The sequence below is a fragment of the Pseudomonas sp. 382 genome (genome assembly GCF_002759075.1).
Lineage (GTDB): Bacteria > Pseudomonadota > Gammaproteobacteria > Pseudomonadales > Pseudomonadaceae > Aquipseudomonas > Aquipseudomonas vlassakiae.
In genome coordinates this window covers 18,147-36,302 of the sequence record NZ_PEMX01000005.1, presented here as the reverse complement: position 1 = coordinate 36,302, position 18,156 = coordinate 18,147, and the positions used below count along the sequence as shown (strand labels likewise).

The 18,156-nt window shown below is 63.6% G+C and carries 15 protein-coding genes and 3 pseudogenes; 6 read left to right on the top strand and 12 right to left on the bottom strand.

Going from position 1 to position 18,156, the window contains the following annotated elements:
* Positions 1-116 precede the first annotated feature (116 nt).
* From CQW31_RS32080 to CQW31_RS08100, 4 genes and pseudogenes are all read right to left on the bottom strand, one after another.
* Positions 117-320, bottom strand: a pseudogene (locus CQW31_RS32080) (HAMP domain-containing protein); the annotation flags it as partial.
* A 1,179-nt stretch (positions 321-1,499) separates the two neighbouring features.
* On the bottom strand, positions 1,500-2,342 hold the full coding sequence (ampE, locus tag CQW31_RS08110) for a regulatory signaling modulator protein AmpE (protein ID WP_099814256.1): 843 nt from the start codon (positions 2,340-2,342) through the stop codon (positions 1,500-1,502).
* Positions 2,339-2,911, bottom strand: coding sequence for a 1,6-anhydro-N-acetylmuramyl-L-alanine amidase AmpD (ampD, locus tag CQW31_RS08105; RefSeq protein WP_099814255.1), 573 nt, complete (start codon positions 2,909-2,911; stop codon positions 2,339-2,341). Before ampD ends, ampE begins: the two co-directional genes overlap by 4 nt.
* 89 nt (positions 2,912-3,000) lie before the next feature.
* Positions 3,001-5,145 carry a DUF1631 domain-containing protein gene (locus tag CQW31_RS08100; protein ID WP_099814254.1) on the bottom strand — a complete coding sequence of 715 codons (2,145 nt, stop codon included), beginning with the start codon at positions 5,143-5,145 and terminating at the stop codon, positions 3,001-3,003.
* A gap of 244 nt (positions 5,146-5,389) precedes the next feature.
* Here CQW31_RS08100 and nadC point away from each other — a divergent pair, with 244 nt between their 5' ends.
* Entirely contained in the window at positions 5,390-6,238 is an 849-nt protein-coding gene (nadC, locus tag CQW31_RS08095; RefSeq protein ID WP_099814253.1) for a carboxylating nicotinate-nucleotide diphosphorylase, read from the top strand.
* Between the two features lie 77 nt (positions 6,239-6,315).
* On the opposite strand, the gene trxB is transcribed toward nadC, so the two are convergent.
* A complete protein-coding gene (trxB, locus tag CQW31_RS08090; RefSeq protein ID WP_054887507.1) occupies positions 6,316-7,278 on the bottom strand; it encodes a thioredoxin-disulfide reductase in 963 nt (320 codons plus the stop codon).
* A 311-nt stretch (positions 7,279-7,589) separates the two neighbouring features.
* Between trxB and cysZ the strand changes: the two genes are divergently transcribed.
* Both cysZ and CQW31_RS08080 read left to right on the top strand, forming a co-directional pair.
* Entirely contained in the window at positions 7,590-8,318 is a 729-nt protein-coding gene (cysZ, locus tag CQW31_RS08085) for a sulfate transporter CysZ (protein ID WP_099814252.1), read from the top strand.
* A gap of 361 nt (positions 8,319-8,679) precedes the next feature.
* Positions 8,680-9,069 carry a hypothetical protein gene (locus tag CQW31_RS08080; protein ID WP_099814251.1) on the top strand — a complete coding sequence of 130 codons (390 nt, stop codon included), beginning with the start codon at positions 8,680-8,682 and terminating at the stop codon, positions 9,067-9,069.
* A gap of 53 nt (positions 9,070-9,122) precedes the next feature.
* Here CQW31_RS08080 and CQW31_RS32075 read toward each other — a convergent pair.
* A pseudogene (locus CQW31_RS32075) lies at positions 9,123-9,551 on the bottom strand (methyl-accepting chemotaxis protein); the annotation flags it as partial.
* A gap of 165 nt (positions 9,552-9,716) precedes the next feature.
* A pseudogene (locus CQW31_RS32070) lies at positions 9,717-10,349 on the bottom strand (PAS domain-containing protein); the annotation flags it as partial.
* Positions 10,350-10,618: 269 nt separating this feature from the next.
* Here CQW31_RS32070 and CQW31_RS08070 point away from each other — a divergent pair.
* On the top strand, positions 10,619-11,833 hold the full coding sequence (locus tag CQW31_RS08070) for a glycosyltransferase family 1 protein (RefSeq protein ID WP_099814250.1): 1,215 nt from the start codon (positions 10,619-10,621) through the stop codon (positions 11,831-11,833).
* Here the strand turns inward: CQW31_RS08070 and CQW31_RS08065 are convergent.
* From CQW31_RS08065 to CQW31_RS08055, 3 genes are all read right to left on the bottom strand, one after another.
* A complete protein-coding gene (locus CQW31_RS08065; protein ID WP_099814249.1) occupies positions 11,802-12,905 on the bottom strand; it encodes an NADH:flavin oxidoreductase in 1,104 nt (367 codons plus the stop codon). The two genes, CQW31_RS08070 and CQW31_RS08065, sit on opposite strands and share 32 nt — an antisense overlap.
* 124 nt (positions 12,906-13,029) lie before the next feature.
* Positions 13,030-13,512, bottom strand: coding sequence for a glutathione peroxidase (locus tag CQW31_RS08060; RefSeq protein WP_054887501.1), 483 nt, complete (start codon positions 13,510-13,512; stop codon positions 13,030-13,032).
* Positions 13,513-13,656: 144 nt separating this feature from the next.
* Complete coding sequence (locus CQW31_RS08055; RefSeq protein WP_054887500.1) at positions 13,657-14,142, bottom strand: peptidylprolyl isomerase; 486 nt, start codon at positions 14,140-14,142, stop codon at positions 13,657-13,659.
* Here CQW31_RS08055 and CQW31_RS08050 point away from each other — a divergent pair.
* Together CQW31_RS08050 and pta are read left to right on the top strand one after the other, a co-directional pair.
* The gene (locus CQW31_RS08050) at positions 14,141-14,443 is read left to right on the top strand and encodes a DUF3565 domain-containing protein (protein ID WP_099814248.1); all 303 of its coding nucleotides are present in this window, start codon (positions 14,141-14,143) and stop codon (positions 14,441-14,443) included. The two genes, CQW31_RS08055 and CQW31_RS08050, sit on opposite strands and share 2 nt — an antisense overlap.
* A 31-nt stretch (positions 14,444-14,474) precedes the next feature.
* Entirely contained in the window at positions 14,475-16,562 is a 2,088-nt protein-coding gene (gene pta / locus CQW31_RS08045; protein ID WP_054887498.1) for a phosphate acetyltransferase, read from the top strand.
* A gap of 60 nt (positions 16,563-16,622) precedes the next feature.
* On the opposite strand, the gene CQW31_RS08040 is transcribed toward pta, so the two are convergent.
* Both CQW31_RS08040 and CQW31_RS08035 read right to left on the bottom strand, forming a co-directional pair.
* Positions 16,623-17,348 carry an OmpA family protein gene (locus CQW31_RS08040; protein ID WP_027918343.1) on the bottom strand — a complete coding sequence of 242 codons (726 nt, stop codon included), beginning with the start codon at positions 17,346-17,348 and terminating at the stop codon, positions 16,623-16,625.
* Between the two features lie 109 nt (positions 17,349-17,457).
* Complete coding sequence (locus CQW31_RS08035; RefSeq protein ID WP_054887497.1) at positions 17,458-18,102, bottom strand: MBL fold metallo-hydrolase; 645 nt, start codon at positions 18,100-18,102, stop codon at positions 17,458-17,460.
* Between the last annotated feature and the right edge of the window lie 54 nt (positions 18,103-18,156).

Genomic DNA, 18,156 nt, shown 5'->3' with positions numbered 1-18,156 from the left:
CGCTGGCCACTGACCGCCTGATTGCTCCGCGCCGACACCGCCAGCACCTGCCCGGCCTGCTCTTCGACGGCCACCACGGTGCGCCCGACCTGGTCGATCAGGCTGCGGATACGCCGCACGGTTTCGCTGAAACCCTGGCCCAGTTCACCCAGTTCATCACGGCTGTGCGCCTGGAAGCTGACCGTCATGTCGCCCGCCGCCACTTTGTCCATGGCCCCCCCCAGGCGGCGCAGGGTTGCCCGGGTCGAGACATAAAAACCGCCGTACAAATACAGGATCAACACGAAAACACCGGCCAGGACCGCGCCCAGGGCAAGCATGCGCAAGCGTTGCTCGGCCAAGCGTTGCTGAAGCTGCGCCTGCAGATGCCCGAGTACGGCATCATTCAGGCGATACGTCTGTGTCATCAGCTCGCTGACCTGCTGATAGAACCCCGGCCATGAGGCATCGAGGGTCTGCGCCACGACCACTTGCTCTTCGAACAACGCCGCGGCCTGTCTGAGTGTCGCCTGGCTGGCTTGCGCTGCGACCTTTAAAGCCGCTGTAGCGCCGGGGTCCGTGGCCAGGGCGTCGTTCAGGCGCAGGGCATAATCTGCCGCAAGACGCTCCAGGCGTTGCAGCACATCTTCGAAACGGGCGCTGCCCGAGGAATCGATGAACCCCCTTCCCAGCGCAATGGCGCCCAGGGCCCTGCCCTCTCCGAGCGTCTGGGTAACCTGCGCCGTGGCGCCCCCGAGCAGTTCGCTCAACTGGCGTACCGAAGCCTGGCGGTCCTGGCTCAAGCCAGCCTGGCTGGCCACCTGCTTGCCCAGCAGCTGGCCCTGGGCCTGCAGCTTGTCGAACAGGGCCGCCTTGCTCTGCAACGAAGACTCTGACCGGGCGGCGACAAATGCCGCAGTCAACTCTTCGAGCTTGTCTGGCGGCACCGCCTCATCGCCTTGCAGCCTGTGCAGCTGTGCCTGGAGCTGGTCCTGCAGCGCTGCGATTTGCGTTTCTACATCCCCGGCCTGGCCCGACTGGCCGAGCACGGCATTGATCTGCAACAGGTTGCCCAGCGCTTCCAGGTCGGCGCGCAGGGACAGGCTGTCCGCCAGCGGGGCAATGCCCTGCAACTCGACGCGGGTGGCATGGAACTGATGGTAGGCATCGCGCACCAGATAAAAGCTGGTGGCCAGCATGGGCGGGAAGAACAGGACGCTGATGAGGCTGAACTTCTGGCCGAAGCTCAGCCGATTCATCAATGCGATGGCCGGGTAGAGCAGACGCTTCACGGGCACCTCCATGGATTCTTGTTGTTCTGCAGAGATAGCACTCGGCCACCTGTATAACGCAGATCGAATCGGAGGTTTGTAACTTAAGGTTAATCAACAGCTAGCAGCGCCCTCTTTGTAGGAGCGGCCTTGTGTCGCGAAAGGGCCGCAACGCGGCCCCTGCAATTTGTGCGTTGACGCTGAAAACCTGGGGCTGCTTTGCAGCCCTTTCGCGACACAAGGCCGCTCCTACACCAGCACTGTCCACAGGGCAAACCCTGCATACCACAACACCGCGCAGCGCAGCAGCAAGTCCCACAGGCTGTCCAGCCGCCCCAGGCCGCGTTGTGGGTCTTGTTCCCTGGGGTTGTCATCGGCAACGTCATCGGCGATGCGCCCGACCCTGGCCACCAGGTGCCCGGCGCTGATGTGCCAGTTGAGCAACTCGTGCAGCATCACCCGCATCACCGCAACGAAGTTGCCGACCAGCGCGAAGCTCAGGGTCAGCACGCGTACCGGCAGCCAGTCCATGATGTGCCGCAACTGTTCGGCGCGGGTCTTCAGCGCAGGCTGGCGGCTATGCTCGCCCGTCAACGCCAGCAGGCGGTAGGCCAGGGCCGCGCCTGGGCCAAGCACGAAGTACCAGAAGATCACCGCGAAAAAGCTCTGGTAGGCCTGCCACAACAGGTAACCCTGCACACGGACCAGCAAGCTGTGCGGCTCGTCGGCCGCCAGGCCCAGGTCACGTTCGGCCACATGCAGCGCGGCCTGGTCGTCGCCACGCCGCCAGGCATCGCGAAACGGCCCCAGGGAACCCTTGGCATCGCCACGCCCCAGGCTATAGATCAGCACCAGCAGGTGCACCGGCAGGGCCAGCAAGCCATAGGCCACAGGGTCCAGCACGTGCAGCAACAGCACCAGCAGCGCCACCGGTGCCAGCACCAGGATCGCCAGCGTCCACCCGGGATGCACCTTGCCGCTGCGCTCCAGGCGCACCAGCTCGCCCAGGAAGAACCCGTCCCGTTGCACCTGATGGCGCAGGGCAGAAAACTTCTCTATCCACAGCGCCAGTAACAGCACCAGAAAGCTCATGCGTCGTCCTCGTTGTCCTTCACCGCCTTGCGGTAACGCGCCCAGTCGAACGCCGGGCCGGGGTCGGTCTTGCGCACCGGAGCGATATCGCAGTGGCCCTGGATACGGTCAAGGTCGATCACCGGCCAGGCGGCCTGGATCTGCCGGGTCAGTTGCTTCAGCACCGCATATTGGGCATCTGTATAGGGCAGGTCGTCGGTACCTTCCAGCTCGATACCGATGGAAAAGTCGTTGCAGCCCTCACGCCCGTCGAAACTGGACACACCGGCATGCCAGGCGCGGTCGAGCAGCGACACGAACTGAGTCACCGCACCGTCGCGTTCGACGAACAGATGCGCCGACACTGTCAGGTGGCTGATGCTGGCAAAGTAAGGGTGTTCATCAGGATCCAGGCGGTTCTGGAAGAATTGCTGCACCTTGCCGCTACCGAAGCAGGCTGGCGGCAGGCTGATGTTGTGGATCACCAGCAGGGAAATCGCTTCACCCTCCGGGCGGGCATTGAAGTTCGGTGAAGGGCAGTGAGTGATTCCGATTCCGTGGAACCAGCCAGTGGCACGGTCCAATTGCATGGGGCAGATCCTGAAAAGCGCCGGTACAGAGCCGCAGTATGCCCTGCGCATGGGCCGCAGTGCATGTGAATGATTGTAATGCCGTCGGCTCAATTCACCTGTTGCTGACGCAGGCCTTCGAGTACGGTTTCCAGAGCCCGCTCGAACAGCAGGCCATCATCCAGCAACCGCGCCTCGCCTCGGCGCAGGGCTTGCGCCAGGCCGACCGTGTTCCATTCGCGCACCTTCATCCCGGTGCGGTTGGCGAAGACCAGCCGGTCGCTGCTGTCGATGCGCGCCACCAGCTTGCAGCGCAGCGGCTCGTCGTCATCGAGCATTTCCACCCAGGTACCGATCCGCAGGCGCTGCACCAGGCGCAGCTCTGGCGCTTGCTCATCGCGTTGAAGCAGCGGTGCGCAGACGGACTCCTCGGCGATGGCCAGCACGATGTCCTCGGCCACCAGCACTTCAGCCAGTTCACCACTGCCGGCTGGCTGGTCGGCCCCCGCGCAGGCACGCAAGTGCAGTTGCTCCAGTTGCAGGAAGAACTCGCGGGTGGCAGCCGAGTCCAGCGCCACGCTGGCCAAGCCGTCACGCAGGGCCTTGAGCAGGCCAGGCACTTGCTGCAACAACACCTGCGGCTGCTGATGCGGGGCGATGCTGGCAAGCAAGGTATCCATTGTCTCCAGCCCCTGCTGCCAGGCTGGGGACGCTTGGCCCTGCTTGAGCCAGGCCATCAACAGTACCTGGCTCCAGGCGTGCACCAGCATGTGCACCACCCCCTGCGGCAGGGTGCGCCCGCGCAGACGCTGGTTGAGCGCTTGCTGCACTTGCTGACGTGCCTGCAAGGCACGGGCGCGTCCTTCTTCAGCATCGCGTGTGCGCTGCTCGAGCAGCTCGTTGCGCCGGCGCTCGTCCTGGCTGAAGGCGAGGAAATCATCGAGCAGCTCGGCGAACAGCATGGTGTCTTCGGTGAAATCGTTGAGTAAGCGCTGGACGATGCGCTCCACGCGCAGATGCAAGCTGTCGCGCATGCCTTCGCTGCCCGTTTCCCAGCCGATCGCAGCAGCGGCGATTTCGTTGAGCAGGCGCCGCGCCGGGTGGCTGGCACGGCTGAACAGGCTTTTGTCCAGCAGCGCTACCTTGAGCAGCGGAATATGCAAGCGAACGATCAGTGCGCGCAGGCTCTGCGGCAGGTTGTCGTCGGCAGCGATGCAGGCGAACAGCAGGCCGACCAGGTTGATCGTGTCCTCGTCGGCGCAGGCGATGCGCCGGCGGGTGCCACTGCGCACGCTGACCCGCAGCAGCAGCTGTTCAAGCTGCTGGTCCAGGTCGAAGTCGTCATCGTCGGTCGTTGCCGGCACGTAGTGCTGCAGGTGCGAAAGCAGGCGCAGCAGGTCGGCAGTACTGATCGGCTGGGCTGCGGTGGCGGCTTGCAAGCGAGGAGCAACACGGCCTCTGCGGGGGGCCAGCAGCCCTTCCAGCGACCGCATGAAAGCCTGCCCGGCACTGTCAGCGCCCATCGCATCGGCCTCGAGGTTGGCCGACACGCGTCGTGTACCCAGGCGGCGGTCCTCGGCCCGCCGCCGCGGTGCCGCCTGCAGCTCGGGCATCACGCCCGCAGCGGCCAGCAACTGGTTGGCTTCTGCATAAAGCACGTCGACGTCACGCAGCACATAACGCTCGAACAGCTTCAGGAGAATCAGCTTGACCCGCAGGCCGACGCCCAAGTTGCGCCCGGCATCGAGGAAGTAACCACACAGTGCAGCAGGCCCGAACGGGTTCTGCTGTTCGTCGAAGCTGCGCAAGAGCAGGCATTGCAAACGCTGGCCCAATTGCTCGAGGGCGACGCCATCGCGCGACAGCACGCGGGCAACCATGCCATCGACAGCAGCGGTACGCTCCTTTTGCGCTTTGGTTTTCGCCGCCATCTGGCCCAGCGGGTCGAACTGGCCGATCCGGGCGAAGGTGTCGTAGAAGATGTCGAGAAAGCCGCGTTCGATGTGCTTGCGCTTCAGGCGCAGGTCGCGCATGGCCTCGAAGTAGAGGTTCTGGTCGAACCGGTCCACCGCCCGATCGGCCATTTCGAACAGCGTATCGTCGGCATTGTCGAACAGCGCCTGCAAGCCCTGACGCATTTGCAGCGCGGCCTTGTCACGCACCTGCAGGAGCAACACCGGGAGGCAAGGCAAAGGCGTGCGAGCGCCCCGATCGATGGCGGCCGAGAGGGGCACCACCTTGCCTTCTTTTTGCATCCCGGACTCCTTGCTGGGTGACGTAATCGATACGGCGAGAAATCGTCAAAGCTATGACGCCAAATGTTGGGCGCCATTATCGATAAAAATGCCGAAAGCTGCCAGCACTCTTCACTGGCCGATTAATGACCGCGGTTTCAGGCAAATGCTCACGCGGCCTGACCAAAGGTCGCCTGCACGGCAGTTGTACACGGCGCCGCCCCCCTGCCCTATAATCGCCGGCACCTAGCTTGTGGAGCCGACCATGCCGAACCTACGCCTTGCCGACCTGACCGCCGAGATCGAAGCCAATGTGCGCCGCGCACTGCTGGAAGACATCGGCAGTGGCGACATTACCGCGCAGCTGATCCCGGCCGAGCGCCTGGCCAAGGCCACCATCATCACCCGCGAAGACTGCGTGATCGCCGGCACCGCCTGGGTCGATGCCGTGTTCCGTCAGCTCGACCCGCGCGTGGCGGTGCACTGGCAGGTTGCCGATGGCGAGCGCGCCACCGCCAATCAGCCGCTGTTCCACCTCGAGGGCCCGGCACGTTCGCTGCTCAGCGGCGAGCGCAGCGCGCTGAACTTCCTGCAGCTGCTGTCGGGTGTGGCCACTCGCGCGCGCTTGCTCGCCGACCTGGTCGAAGGCACCCAGGTGCAGCTGCTCGACACCCGCAAGACCGTGCCGGGCCTGCGCCTGGCGCAGAAGTACGCGGTCACCTGCGGCGGTTGCCACAACCATCGCATCGGCCTGTACGATGCCTTCCTGATCAAGGAAAACCACATTGCCGCCAGCGGTGGCGTGGCCGAAGCCGTGGCCGCAGCGCACCGCATCGCCCCCGGCAAGCCGGTGGAAATCGAAGTGGAAAGCCTGGAGGAGCTGCGCCAGGCGCTGAATGCGGGCGCGGACATCATCATGCTCGACGAGCTGACTCTGGACGAGATGCGCGAAGCTGTGCGTATCACCGCGGGCAAGGCCAAGCTGGAAGCCAGTGGCGGGGTCAACGAAACCACCCTGCGGGTGATTGCCGAGACCGGCGTCGACTACATCTCGATTGGCGCCATGACCAAGGATGTGAAGGCCGTGGACTTGTCGATGCGACTGAGCCTGTGAGCGAATCGCAGCATGAAAAAACCGGCCAACTGGCCGGTTTTTTTGTGGGGGCGCTTTGCGCCCCTGGCGATATCAGCTTAGAACGAGGCGTTGGCCAGGCCGTCCAGGTAACGCTCGACGTCCAGTGCCGCCATGCAGCCTGCGCCGGCCGAGGTGATGGCCTGACGGTAAACGTGGTCGGCCACGTCGCCCGCAGCGAATACACCTTCGACGTTGGTGGCGGTGGCGTTGCCTTCACGGCCGCCGTTGACCACCAGGTAGCCGTCCTTGAGGGTCAGCTGGCCTTCGAACAGCGAGGTGTTCGGGGTGTGGCCAATGGCGATGAACACGCCGTCGACCTTGATTTCGTCGCTGCTGCCGTCGTTGTTCTTCAGGCGCGCACCGGTCACGCCCATGTTGTCACCCAGCACTTCATCCAGGGTGGCGTTGAGCTTGAGCTCGATCTTGCCTTCGGCGACACGGGCGTTGAGCTTGTCGACCAGGATCTTCTCGGCGCGGAAGGTTTCACGGCGGTGCACCAAGGTCACCTTGCTGGCGATGTTGGCCAGGTACAGGGCTTCTTCCACGGCAGTGTTGCCGCCGCCGACCACGGCGACCGGCTTGTTGCGGTAGAAGAAACCGTCGCAGGTGGCGCAGGCCGAAACGCCCTTGCCCATGAACGCTTCTTCCGACGGCAGGCCCAGGTAACGGGCGCTGGCGCCAGTGGCGATGATCAGCGCATCGCAGGTGTACTGGCCGCTGTCACCCACCAGGGTGAACGGCTTTTTGGCCAGGTCGACGGCATTGATGTGGTCGAAGACGATCTCGGTCTCGAAACGCTCGGCATGTTCCTGCATGCGCTGCATCAGGGCCGGGCCGGTCAGGCCATGGGGGTCACCCGGCCAGTTGTCGACTTCGGTGGTGGTGGTCAGCTGGCCACCCGCCTGCATGCCGGTGATCAGCAGTGGCTTGAGGTTGGCGCGGGCGGCGTAGACCGCAGCGCTGTAACCGGCAGGGCCGGAACCGAGGATGATGACGCGCGAATGACGTACTTCAGACATGTCGAACTCCTGTCGAGCGGACCACAAGGGCCGCCAGCTGGAAATTAAAAAGGACCCACGCAGCACTTGGGGAAGGCTACAACGCGCAGGCCCGGAAAGCGGAAAGTTGAGCGCACTGTAGCGAGGTGGCAGAGAGTAAGGAAATATCCTTCGACAATCCACCTCATAGGCATCCTCTATCTGGCAAATTCAGCTCGGCCAACGGCACTGCCCCATTTGTTACAGCCGGTTTCTTCATGTGCGCCTGCCTTTCGTCGGCGCAGCAAACTCGGTAAGGTCAGCGCGTTTTCCCTTCTCTGCGGAGTGTTCCGATGCAAGCCCATGTCCTCTCCGGCCCCCAGTACCTGCGCGAAGGCCTGAAACTGGTGCTGAGCCCCAACCTGCGGATGTTCGTGCTGCTGCCGCTGGCGATCAACCTGCTGCTGTTTGGCGGCCTGATCTACTTCGCCGGCCACGAGTTCAGCCTGTGGCTCGACGCCCTGATGCCGACCCTGCCAAGCTGGCTGAGCTTCCTTTCCTACATTCTATGGCCACTGTTCGTCGCCTTGCTGGTGTTGATGGTGTTCTTCACCTTCACCCTGGTGGCCAACGTGATCGCTGCGCCGTTCAATGGCTTTCTCGCGGAAAAGGTCGAAGTGGTGGTGCGCGGCCAGGACCCGTTTCCGGCGTTCAGCTGGGGTGAGCTGGTGGCCATGGTGCCACGCACCTTCGGCCGCGAGATGCGCAAGCTCGGCTACTTCCTGCCACGGGCCATTGGTCTGTTCATCCTGTCGCTGATCCCGGTGGTCAACGTGATCGCCGCACCGCTGTGGCTGGTGTTCGGCGTGTGGATGATGGCCATCCAGTACATCGACTACCCGGCGGACAACAACAAGACGAGCTGGCAGGACATGCTCGCCTGGCTGCGGCAGAAACGCTGGCAGTCGATGGGGTTTGGCGGGATTACCTACCTGGCGTTGCTCATTCCGGGGGTGAACGTGCTGATGATGCCGGCGGCAGTGGCGGGGGCTACGTTGTTCTGGGTGCGCGAGCGCAACTAATCGAGCGAGGGGCTGCCGACAGCCCCTTACACAGCGTTCTATTCAAATCAGAAGTTCGAAAACTGGGCATCACGACTTCCACATGCCCAGGGCCCATGAAATGCAGCCGTGTAAACAGGCCAGGCGGTATATAAATATGAAGATACATTCAAGCGCATGCTGAAAATGGATCCGAACGTCTGATCTAAAAACTTTCGACATAAGGCTCTGCTTGTTACTTCAATCAGCAGCCACTTTATTTAGGCGTTGATCCTGTCGGCGGTAGTGCGTAGTAGATATGTAACGCCTGCATCAGCTCTGTTCGAACTCCAATGTGCCCAAGGCCGCACCGTCGTGGCCTTCAAACCACTGGAGATCAAAGATGGAATTCACAGACGTCAAATCGAAAGACTTCATTGAACTTGCAGCAATCCCAGAACAAGATCAGGTCAAAAAAATCGCCGAGCAGCGAGTAAAGTGGCGGCTGCGTGAGGCTCTGCAAGCCAATGGCATTCATGAGCCAATCGAGAACTTGCACTGCGTCACCGTGCAAACCTACTGCGACACGCCCCACTACGACCTATCACTGGTGGACCGTCTGGTCGATGCAGTAGTGGATAATAAAGCCCCCATTATCGGCCCTGGCGAATGTATCTACACCAATCGTCTTGGGGCTTGGAAGGATGTTCGTGAGGACTTCGATCGGGCAGCTGTCCAAAACGCAGTCTCGACCGTCTACCAGCACATCAAGCAAACCGAACAGGCCGATTGACCTTCACCCTGAGCAAAGGGCCAGCCTGGGCCCTTTGCCCTCTTGAGCCGTTATCAGTGGCTCAGCTGGCTGGAAAACTGCCCCACCGCATCCACCACCTTCTTCGCCCCCTCCTGGATCTCGACGATCACCCCACCGGTATCCGCCGCCAACGCCAGCCCCTGTTCGGCCTGGCGCTTGCTGGTGTCGATGATGTCTACCGCCGCCTGGGCGAGCTGTTCGTTCTGCTGCACCACCTTGGCGATCTCTTCGGTCGCGCTGCTGGTGCGCGACGCCAGCTGACGCACTTCGTCGGCGACCACAGCGAAGCCACGGCCCTGCTCGCCGGCACGGGCGGCTTCGATGGCGGCGTTGAGCGCCAGCAGGTTGGTCTGCCCGGCGATGTCGCTGATGGTCTTGATGATGGCGCCAATCACCTTGGACTGCCGGTCCAGAGCCTGGATGCCGTCGGCTGCATCCTGCATGGAGCCTTCCAGCCCACGCATCACGTCGACGGTCTGAGTCACCACATCGGTGGCTTTGCGGGCGCTGTTGTCGGTTTCCAGGGAGGTGTTGTAGGCAATGTCGGCAGCCTGGGCTACGGCCAGCTCCTGATTGACCTGCTCGGTGATCACGGTGGCGAACTTGACCACCTTGTACAGCACGTCATGGGCATCGAAGATCGGGTTGTAGGAAGCCTCCAGCCAGATGGTGCGCCCATGGGCGTCGATCCGCTTGAAGCGATCGGCCACGTACTCGCCCCGGCGTAGCCTGTCCCAGAACGCCTGGTAAGCTGTCGAATTGACTTCAGCCGGCTCACAGAACATGCGGTGATGCTTGCCACGCACCTGCTCGAGGCTGTAGCCCACCGTCTGCAGGAAGCGGTCGTTGGCGGTCAACACCTCGCCGTCGAGGTTGAACTCGATCACCGCGGTGGAGCGCATCAGCGCCTTGATCAGGCTCTCGTGCTCACGCGAGGTCTCGATGGTGCGGGTCAGGTCGCTGGAGTGCATGGAAAAATGCCTGATCCGCCCGTCGACAGTCTTTACCGGCTGCAGGATGGAGCGCAGCCAGGCTTCTTCACCATTGCCGCGCAGCAGGCGGAACGCGCCATTGAGGTGCTCGCCACGGGTAATGGCGTTTTTCATGCGCTGGTAGAAGTCGAGCTTCTTCACGTGGGTCGGCACGATCTCTTCAATGTTGCGCCCAATCAATTGCTCGGCACGGTAGAGCATCTCGCTCTCGAAATTGCCGTTGACCTGCTCGATGCGCCCCTGGGGGTCGAGCTGCAGCACCAGCATCTCGCTGTCGAGGCTGCTTTTGACCTGCTCGACGGCCATCAGCTCTTCGCGCAGTTGCTGGATTTCTTTCTTGAGCTTGCTGTTGAACATCACCGCACTCCCGGAGCGCATCAGACCGATTCGGATGCATCTTCATCGGCTGCGCCGCGAGCGGCTTGAGCGCGCTGCAAAGAAATATTCACACACGACAAACAGCCGAAAATCGGCCGTCATCTGCGCGTCACAAGGCTGTCATGTGAGCGCAACGCAGCAGGCGGACACTTTTTCTCATGAATACACCTGCCCTACGCATTTGCCTTGTCAGCGAAACCTTCCCACCCGAAATCAACGGCGTGGCCAATACCCTTGGCCGCCTCAGCGAAGGTTTGCGACAGCGTGGCCACCAGGTAGAGATCGTGCGCCCACGGCAAGCCAACGAGGTACAGGCGGATGATGACCAGGGGCTATTGCTCTGCCGAGGCTGGGCATTGCCCGGATACCCCGGCCTGCAGTGGGGCGAAGTGTCGATGCACAAGCTGCTGCGCCGCTGGCGCCGGCAACGTCCGGACGTGCTGTACATCGCTACCGAAGGGCCATTGGGCCTCAGCGCCCTACGCGCCGCGCGGCGCCTGGGCGTTGCCGTGGTCAGCGGCTTTCACACCAATTTCCCGCAGTATTCCGGGCAATACGGCCTAGGCCTGCTGGCGCGCCTGCTGACCCACTACCTGCGCTGGTTCCATCGGCGCACCGCCGCCACCCTGGTGCCCAGCGTGAGCCAGCGCCTGGAGCTGGAACGCCGTGGGTTCGAGCGCCTGGCCCTGATGGCCCGGGGCGTGGATGCCGGCCTGTTCAACCCGGCCAAGCGCAGCCAGGCGCTACGGGACAACTGGGGGCTCGACGCGGACGACATCGCTGTGCTGCACGTCGGGCGACTGGCAGCGGAAAAGAACCTGACACTGTTGCAGCCCTGCCTGCAAGCCTTGCAGAACACTCACCCACAGCGGCGCCTGCGCCTGGTGGTGGTGGGTGATGGCCCGCAGCGGGCGGCCCTCGAGCAGCAGATGCCCGATGCGGTGTTCTGCGGCGCCCAGCGCGGCGAAGCGTTGGCCGAACATTACGCCAGCGGCGACCTGTTCCTGTTCCCGAGCCTGACCGAAACCTTTGGCAATGTGGTGCTCGAAGCCATGGCCTCGGGCCTGGCCGTGGTCGCCTACGATGAGGCCGCCGCAGCCCAGCACATCCGCCATGGCCACAGCGGCGCGCTGGCCATGCCTGGCGACCAGTGCGCATTCATCGACGCCGCCTGCTGGCTGCTGGAAGAAAACGAAACCCTGCGCCGAGTGCGCCTGAACGCACGTCAGCACGCCAGCCGCCAAGGCTGGCCGGCGATCGTCGAGCAGTTCGAGTCGCACCTGTTCAATGCCTGTCACACGGCACCTGCCGGCAGCCAGCCGGCAGGCGTCGCGCTGGCGATCAAGCCAAGGTCGTCAACGCCTCGCGGCTGAACGGCAGCACATCCGCTTCACGCCCTTCGCGTACCTTCTGCGCCCATTCGGCATCCACCAGCAGGGCACGGCCAACCGCCACAAGGTCGAACTCTTCATCGCCCAGACGGCGCAGCAAGCCTTCCAGGCTGGCCGGTTTGGCCACCTTGTCGGTAGCGACCATGAACTGCAGGAACTCACCATCGAGCCCTACGCTGCCGACGGTGATGGTCGGTTTGCCCGTGAGCGTGCGGGTCCAGCCGGCCAGGTTCAGCTCGGAGCCTTCGAACTCTGGCTCCCAGAAGCGTCGGGTCGAGCAGTGGAAAATATCCACACCGGCCGCCGACAGCGGTTCAAGGAACGCCGCCAGTGCTTGCGGGGTTTCCACCAAGCGTGCGCTATAGTCCTGCTGCTTCCACTGCGAGAAACGGAAGATGATCGGGAAGTCCGGCCCCACGGCAGCGCGCACGGCCTGGATCAGCTCGATGGCGAAGCGCGAACGGGCGGCCAGGTCACCGCCATATTCGTCGCTGCGACGGTTGCTGGAGTCCCAGAAGAACTGGTCGATGAGGTAGCCGTGGGCGCCATGGATCTCCACGCCATCCATGCCGATGGCCTTGGCATCGCGGGCCGCCTGGGCGAACGCGGCGATTACCTCGCGAATATCGTCACGGGTCATGCCATGCACCAGCACCTGGCCGTCCTTGACCTTCTCGCTCGGCCCGTACCCTGGCACGTTGGCGTCCGGCTCGGTGCCCAGGCGGCGTACCATGCCCACATGCCACAGCTGCGGCACGATACGGCCCCCTTCGGCATGAACGGCGTCGACCACCTGCTTCCAGCCTGCCAGGGCATCCTCACCGTGGAAGCGCGGCACATTGGGGTAACCGTTGGCTGCCCTGTGCCCGACCGTGGTGCCCTCGGTGATGATCAGCCCCACGCCTGCTGCGGCACGACGCCGGTAGTACTCGACCACGCCAGCGTGCGGCACGCCGCCGGGGCAGAAGGTACGGGTCATGGGCGCCATGACGACACGGCTCGGCAACTCGAGCGCGCCGAGGGTGAAGGGTTGGAACAAGGGGTTGCTGGACATGGGGCGCTTCCGTCTGCGGGAGGAGATGCGCCTGAGGTTAGGGGCAGCGCGGAGCTTGGCCCAGCATTATTGATCTGGGTGATTCTGGGCTATCGCCGGGGGTGCTTTACCCCCGGCAGACAGGTCACTTCAGTGCATTCTCGATGGCCTGCACCACCGTTGGATCATCCGGTGCGGTACGCGGCGCAAAACGCGCCAGCACCCGCCCATCCTTGCCCACCAGGAACTTCTCGAAGTTCCAGGTGATGTCACCCGGGAATTCCGCCCCCTCGCCCGCCAGCAAACGGTACAGCTGATGGCGGTCATGGCCGTTGACCTCAAGCTTGGCACCCAGCGGGAAACTCACGCCGTAGTTCAGCCTGCAGAACTCCTGGATTTCCTTTTCGCTGCCCGGCTCCTGGCCGGCGAACTGGTTGCAAGGAAGGCCCAGGACATTGAAGCCCCTGCCCTTGAACTGCTGCTGCAGCTTTTCCAGCGAGGCGTATTGCGGCGTCAGGCCACACTTGGAAGCGACATTGACCACCAGCACTACCTGGCCCTTGAACGGCGCCAGGGGCAGGTCCTCGCCGTTCAGCGCCTTCAACGTCAGGTCGTGAAATGCACTCATGATGATCCCCTTCAGGTTGCCGGTTGCCGCAGGAGGCGAACAGCGCCCACTAAAAAGGCGCTCTTGCAAGCCGCGCACCTCCCGTTGGGGAGGCATGCCGGCTTGTCCGAGCGCCTGGCGACTTTCTGAGCTTAGCGCAGAAAATCAGTGGTGATGGCCACCTTCACCGTGGATGTGACGGTGAGCGATTTCTTCTTCGCTGGCGTCACGCACGTCGACAACCTTGACCTTGAAGTTCAGGCGCTGGCCAGCCAGTGGGTGGTTGCCGTCGACAGTGATGTCGTCGCCGTCGATGTCGCGGATGGTGACGATCTGCATCTGGCCGTCCGGCGCCGAAGCGTGGAACTGCATGCCGACCTCCAGTTGGTCGACACCTTCGAACAGGCTGCGGTTCAGGGTGCTCACCAGCTCGGCCAGGTATTCGCCGTAGGCGTCTTCCGGCTCGATGGCAACGTCCAGCTCGTCACCGGCTTGCTTGCCTTCCAGGGCTTTTTCCAGGCCTGGAATGATGTTGGCGGCACCGTGCAGGTAAACCAGCGGCGCACCGCCGGCGGAGCTGTCGATGGTCTCCCCGGCGTCGTTGGTCAGGGTATAGTCGATGGAGACAGCCTTGTTGGCGGCGATCAGCATGGGGCAAGACCTTTTGCAAAAGTATGTAGAGCGGACAAGTGTAACCAAGGCATCGCCCGATTGCGACCGCAGCGCAGACGAGGGGCGACCCATCAGTCGGATCACCGGCTTCCACCAGGACGAGGAAGGCCACTGGGTGGTCGAGCTGTCTTGCGGCCATACCCAGCACCTGCGCCACCAGCCACCGTGGCAGGCACGCCCGTGGGTGCTCGACGCCGCGCAGCGTGCCGAGCGCATCGGCCAGCCATTCGTTTGCGGCTGGTGCGCACAGGGGGTCGATAGCGCTACCCTTGGCCGTTGATTCCTTGCACCGCTTATTTCGAGAAGCACGCATGCAGACATTTTTCATTGCGCCGACCGACTTTGGTGTCGGCCTGACCTCCATCAGCCTGGGCCTGGTCCGCACCCTGGAGCGCGCCGGCCTCAAGGTCGGCTTCTTCAAGCCGATCGCCCAGCCTCACCCCGGCGACACGGGCCCCGAGCGCTCCACCGAACTGGTCGCCCGTACCCACGGCATCAAGCCTCCGGTACCACTGAGCCTGGCCCATGTCGAGCGCATGCTCGGCGAGGGCCAGCTGGACGAGTTGCTCGAAGAAATCATCCGCCTGTACCAGCAGGCCTGCATTGGCAACGACGTGGTGGTGGTCGAGGGCATGGTGCCGACGCGCCATGCCAGCTATGCGGCGCGGGTCAACCTGCACCTGGCCAAGAGCCTCGATGCCGAAGTGATCCTGGTCTCGGCACCGGAAAACGAAGTGCTCAGCGAATTGTCCGGGCGGGTCGAACTGCAGGCCCAACTGTTCGGTGGCCCACGCGACCCGAAAGTACTGGGGGTGATCCTCAACAAGGTACGCACCGACGAGAGCATGGCCGACTTCGCCACCCGCCTGCGCGAACACTCGCCGCTGCTGCGTGGCAACGACTTCCGCCTGCTCGGCTGCATTCCCTACCAGCCTGAGCTGAACGCCCCGCGCACCCGCGACGTGGCCGAGCTGCTTGGTGCCCAGGTACTCAATGCCGGCGACTATGAGCAGCGGCGGATGAACAAGATCATCATCTGCGCCCGCACCGTGGCCAATACCGTACCGCTGCTGACACCGGGCACCCTGGTGGTGACCCCGGGCGATCGCGACGACATCATCCTGGCGGTGAGCCTGGCCGCGATCAACGGCGTACCCCTGGCCGGCCTGCTGCTGACCAGTGACAGCAAGCCCGATGCGCGCATCCTCGGCCTGTGCCGTGGCGCCCTGCAGGCCGGCTTGCCGATTCTGTCGGTCAGCACCGGCTCCTACGACACTGCCAACCTGCTCAACTCGCTGAACCGCGAAATCCCGGTGGACGACCGTGACCGCGCCGAATTCATCACCGACTTCGTTGCCAGCCACCTGGATGCCGCCTGGCTGCACCAGCGCTGCGGTACGCCACGGGAAATGCGCCTGTCGCCCGCGGTGTTCCGCTACCAGCTGATCCAGCGGGCGCAACAGGCCAACAAGCGCATCGTCCTGCCGGAGGGTGCCGAGCCGCTGCTGGTGCAGGCTGCGGCGATCTGCCAGGCGCGCGGCATCGCCCGTTGCGTACTGCTGGCCAAGCCAGAGGCAGTCGAAGCCGTGGCCCGTGCCCAGGGCATCACCCTGCCGGCGGACCTGGAGATACTCGACCCCGAGCTGATTCGCGGGCGCTATGTCGAGCCAATGGTCAACCTGCGCAAGAGCAAGAACCTCAATGCGCCCATGGCTGAACAGCAGCTGGAAGACCCGGTGGTGGTCGGCACCATGATGCTGGCCCTGGACGAGGTCGATGGCCTGGTCTCGGGGCTGGTGCATTCCACCGCCAACACCATTCGCCCTGCCCTGCAGCTGATCAAGACCGCACCCGGCGCCAGCCTGGTGTCGTCGGTGTTCTTCATGCTGTTCCCCGAGCAGGTGCTGGTGTACGGCGACTGCGTGATGAACCCGCACCCCAGCGCCAGCGAACTGGCCGAGATCGCCCGGCAGAGCGCCGAATCGGCACAGGCCTTCGGTATCGCACCGCGGGTAGCGATGATCAGCTACTCCAGTGATTCGGCCAGTGACGAGGAAGTGGAGAAAGTGCGCGAAGCCACGCGCCTGGCACAGGCGGCGGAGCAGGGGCTGCTGATCGACGGGCCGCTGCAGTACGACGCCGCCGCCAATCCGCAAGTCGCTCTGCAGCTGGCCCCTCACAGCCAGGTGGCTGGGCGGGCGACGGTGTTCGTGTTCCCTGACCTGAACACCGGCAATACCACCCACAAGGCGGTGCAGCGCAGCACTGACGGGGTCAGCCTGGGGCCGATGCTGCAGGGGCTGCGCAAGCCGGTGAACGACTTGCCACGCGGGGCGCAGGTGGACGATATCGTGCATACCATCGCCCTGACGGCGATTCAGGCCAGCAGCATCCGCTGAAACGCAAAAGGGCAGACCGTCACCGGCCTGCCCTTGTTGTATTGCGCCGTACCGAACGGCTTACGGGTACTGCTGAACCTGGCCCTGCTGCTGGTCATACTGCTGACCCGGAATAGGCTTCAGGTTGACCTCCACACGGCGGTTCTGTGCACGGCCATTGGCGTCGGCGTTGCTGGCAATCGGCTGGTCCGGCCCCATGCCACGCACCGTTACGCGCGACGCATCCACGCCTTGCGAGGTCAGGTAGGTGCTGACTGCCTGGGCGCGGCGCTGCGACAGGTCCATGTTGTGCTGGCGGCTGCCGGTGCTGTCGGTGAAGCCCACCACTTCGATGGTGTTCTGATTGAACGACTTGAACGAGTTGGCCAGGTTGTTCAGCGGGTTGTAGAAGCTCGGCGAAATGTTGGCCGAATCGGTAGCGAAGGTGATGTTGCCCGGCATGATCAGCTTGATCTGGTCACCCTGGCGTTGAACCTCGACGCCCGTGTTGGCCATCTTCGCGCGCAGCTCGGCTTCCTGCTTGTCCGCGTAGTAGCCGTAACCGGCAGCGGCGGCACCGACTGCGGCGGCGCCGATCAGCGCACCCTTGCCACGGTTGTTGTGGTCGATGGCGGCACCGGCAATGGCGCCGGCCAGCGCGCCCAGGCCGCCATACTTGGCGGTCTTGCTCATCCCCGTGGACTCGCCCTGAGCCTGGCCTTGGCTGTCATAAGGATTCTGCCCGGCGCAACCGGTCATCAGGGCTGCGGCGGTTGCGACGATAATCAGACGACGCATGGTGAACATGGACAAGCTCCTACAAAAATTCGTGTGTGCGGCGGATCGCAGAGGGATCTGTGCCAGGCTTCGATCGCCAGGATACGGAAAAATTCCATGAAAGGCTTTTCATCCGGGCTCAAGCCCGTACGAACGGGTTCTCACGCATCTCGTCGCCCAGGCGGGTATCCGGCCCGTGGCCTGTGACCACAACGGCATCTTCGTCCAGGCGATACAGCCGATCCTGGATCGAACGCACGATGGCCCGCTGGTCGCCGCCCCACAGGTCGGTTCTGCCGATGCCACGGCGGAACAGAGTGTCACCGGCGATCAGCAGCTTGGCGTCGGCGAACCAGAAACTCATCGAACCTGGGGTGTGGCCAGGCGTGTGCAGGGCTACACCGCAACCGCAGGCGAGTTCTTCGTCATCGCCGAGCCAACGGTCTGGCGACGGCACCGGGGTGTAGGGCACGCCAAACATCTGGCATTGCATTTCCAGGTTGTCCCACAGCGGCTGGTCCTGCTTGTGCAGGTGCAGCGTGGCGCCGGTGAGCTCCTTGAGCTTGCCAGAAGCGAGGAAATGGTCGAAGTGCGCGTGGGTGTGGATGATGCTCACCAAGGTCAGACCATGGGCCTGCAGGCGGGCGAGGATCTTGTCTGCGTCACCACCCGGGTCGACGACGATAGCCTTCTTGCTGACAGGGTCGCCGATCAGGGTGCAGTTGCACTGCAGGGGGCCTACAGGAAAGGTTTCGCGGATCAGCGTGGCGGGGGCAATGTTCATGAGGGGCTCCTGACTACTGTCCGGGATGGTAGCGTGGTCTGAAGTGCCTGTCTT

Coding starts and splice junctions, on each gene's coding strand:
- ampE (WP_099814256.1), bottom strand. CDS start 2,342: ATGAGCTTTCTGGTGCTGTTACTGGCGCTGTGGATAGAGAAGTTTTCT.
- ampD (WP_099814255.1), bottom strand. CDS start 2,911: ATGCAATTGGACCGTGCCACTGGCTGGTTCCACGGAATCGGAATCACT.
- CQW31_RS08100 (WP_099814254.1), bottom strand. CDS start 5,145: ATGCAAAAAGAAGGCAAGGTGGTGCCCCTCTCGGCCGCCATCGATCGG.
- nadC (WP_099814253.1), top strand. CDS start 5,390: ATGCCGAACCTACGCCTTGCCGACCTGACCGCCGAGATCGAAGCCAAT.
- trxB (WP_054887507.1), bottom strand. CDS start 7,278: ATGTCTGAAGTACGTCATTCGCGCGTCATCATCCTCGGTTCCGGCCCT.
- cysZ (WP_099814252.1), top strand. CDS start 7,590: ATGCAAGCCCATGTCCTCTCCGGCCCCCAGTACCTGCGCGAAGGCCTG.
- CQW31_RS08080 (WP_099814251.1), top strand. CDS start 8,680: ATGGAATTCACAGACGTCAAATCGAAAGACTTCATTGAACTTGCAGCA.
- CQW31_RS08070 (WP_099814250.1), top strand. CDS start 10,619: ATGAATACACCTGCCCTACGCATTTGCCTTGTCAGCGAAACCTTCCCA.
- CQW31_RS08065 (WP_099814249.1), bottom strand. CDS start 12,905: ATGTCCAGCAACCCCTTGTTCCAACCCTTCACCCTCGGCGCGCTCGAG.
- CQW31_RS08060 (WP_054887501.1), bottom strand. CDS start 13,512: ATGAGTGCATTTCACGACCTGACGTTGAAGGCGCTGAACGGCGAGGAC.
- CQW31_RS08050 (WP_099814248.1), top strand. CDS start 14,141: ATGGGGCAAGACCTTTTGCAAAAGTATGTAGAGCGGACAAGTGTAACC.
- CQW31_RS08055 (WP_054887500.1), bottom strand. CDS start 14,142: ATGCTGATCGCCGCCAACAAGGCTGTCTCCATCGACTATACCCTGACC.
- pta (WP_054887498.1), top strand. CDS start 14,475: ATGCAGACATTTTTCATTGCGCCGACCGACTTTGGTGTCGGCCTGACC.
- CQW31_RS08040 (WP_027918343.1), bottom strand. CDS start 17,348: ATGTTCACCATGCGTCGTCTGATTATCGTCGCAACCGCCGCAGCCCTG.
- CQW31_RS08035 (WP_054887497.1), bottom strand. CDS start 18,102: ATGAACATTGCCCCCGCCACGCTGATCCGCGAAACCTTTCCTGTAGGC.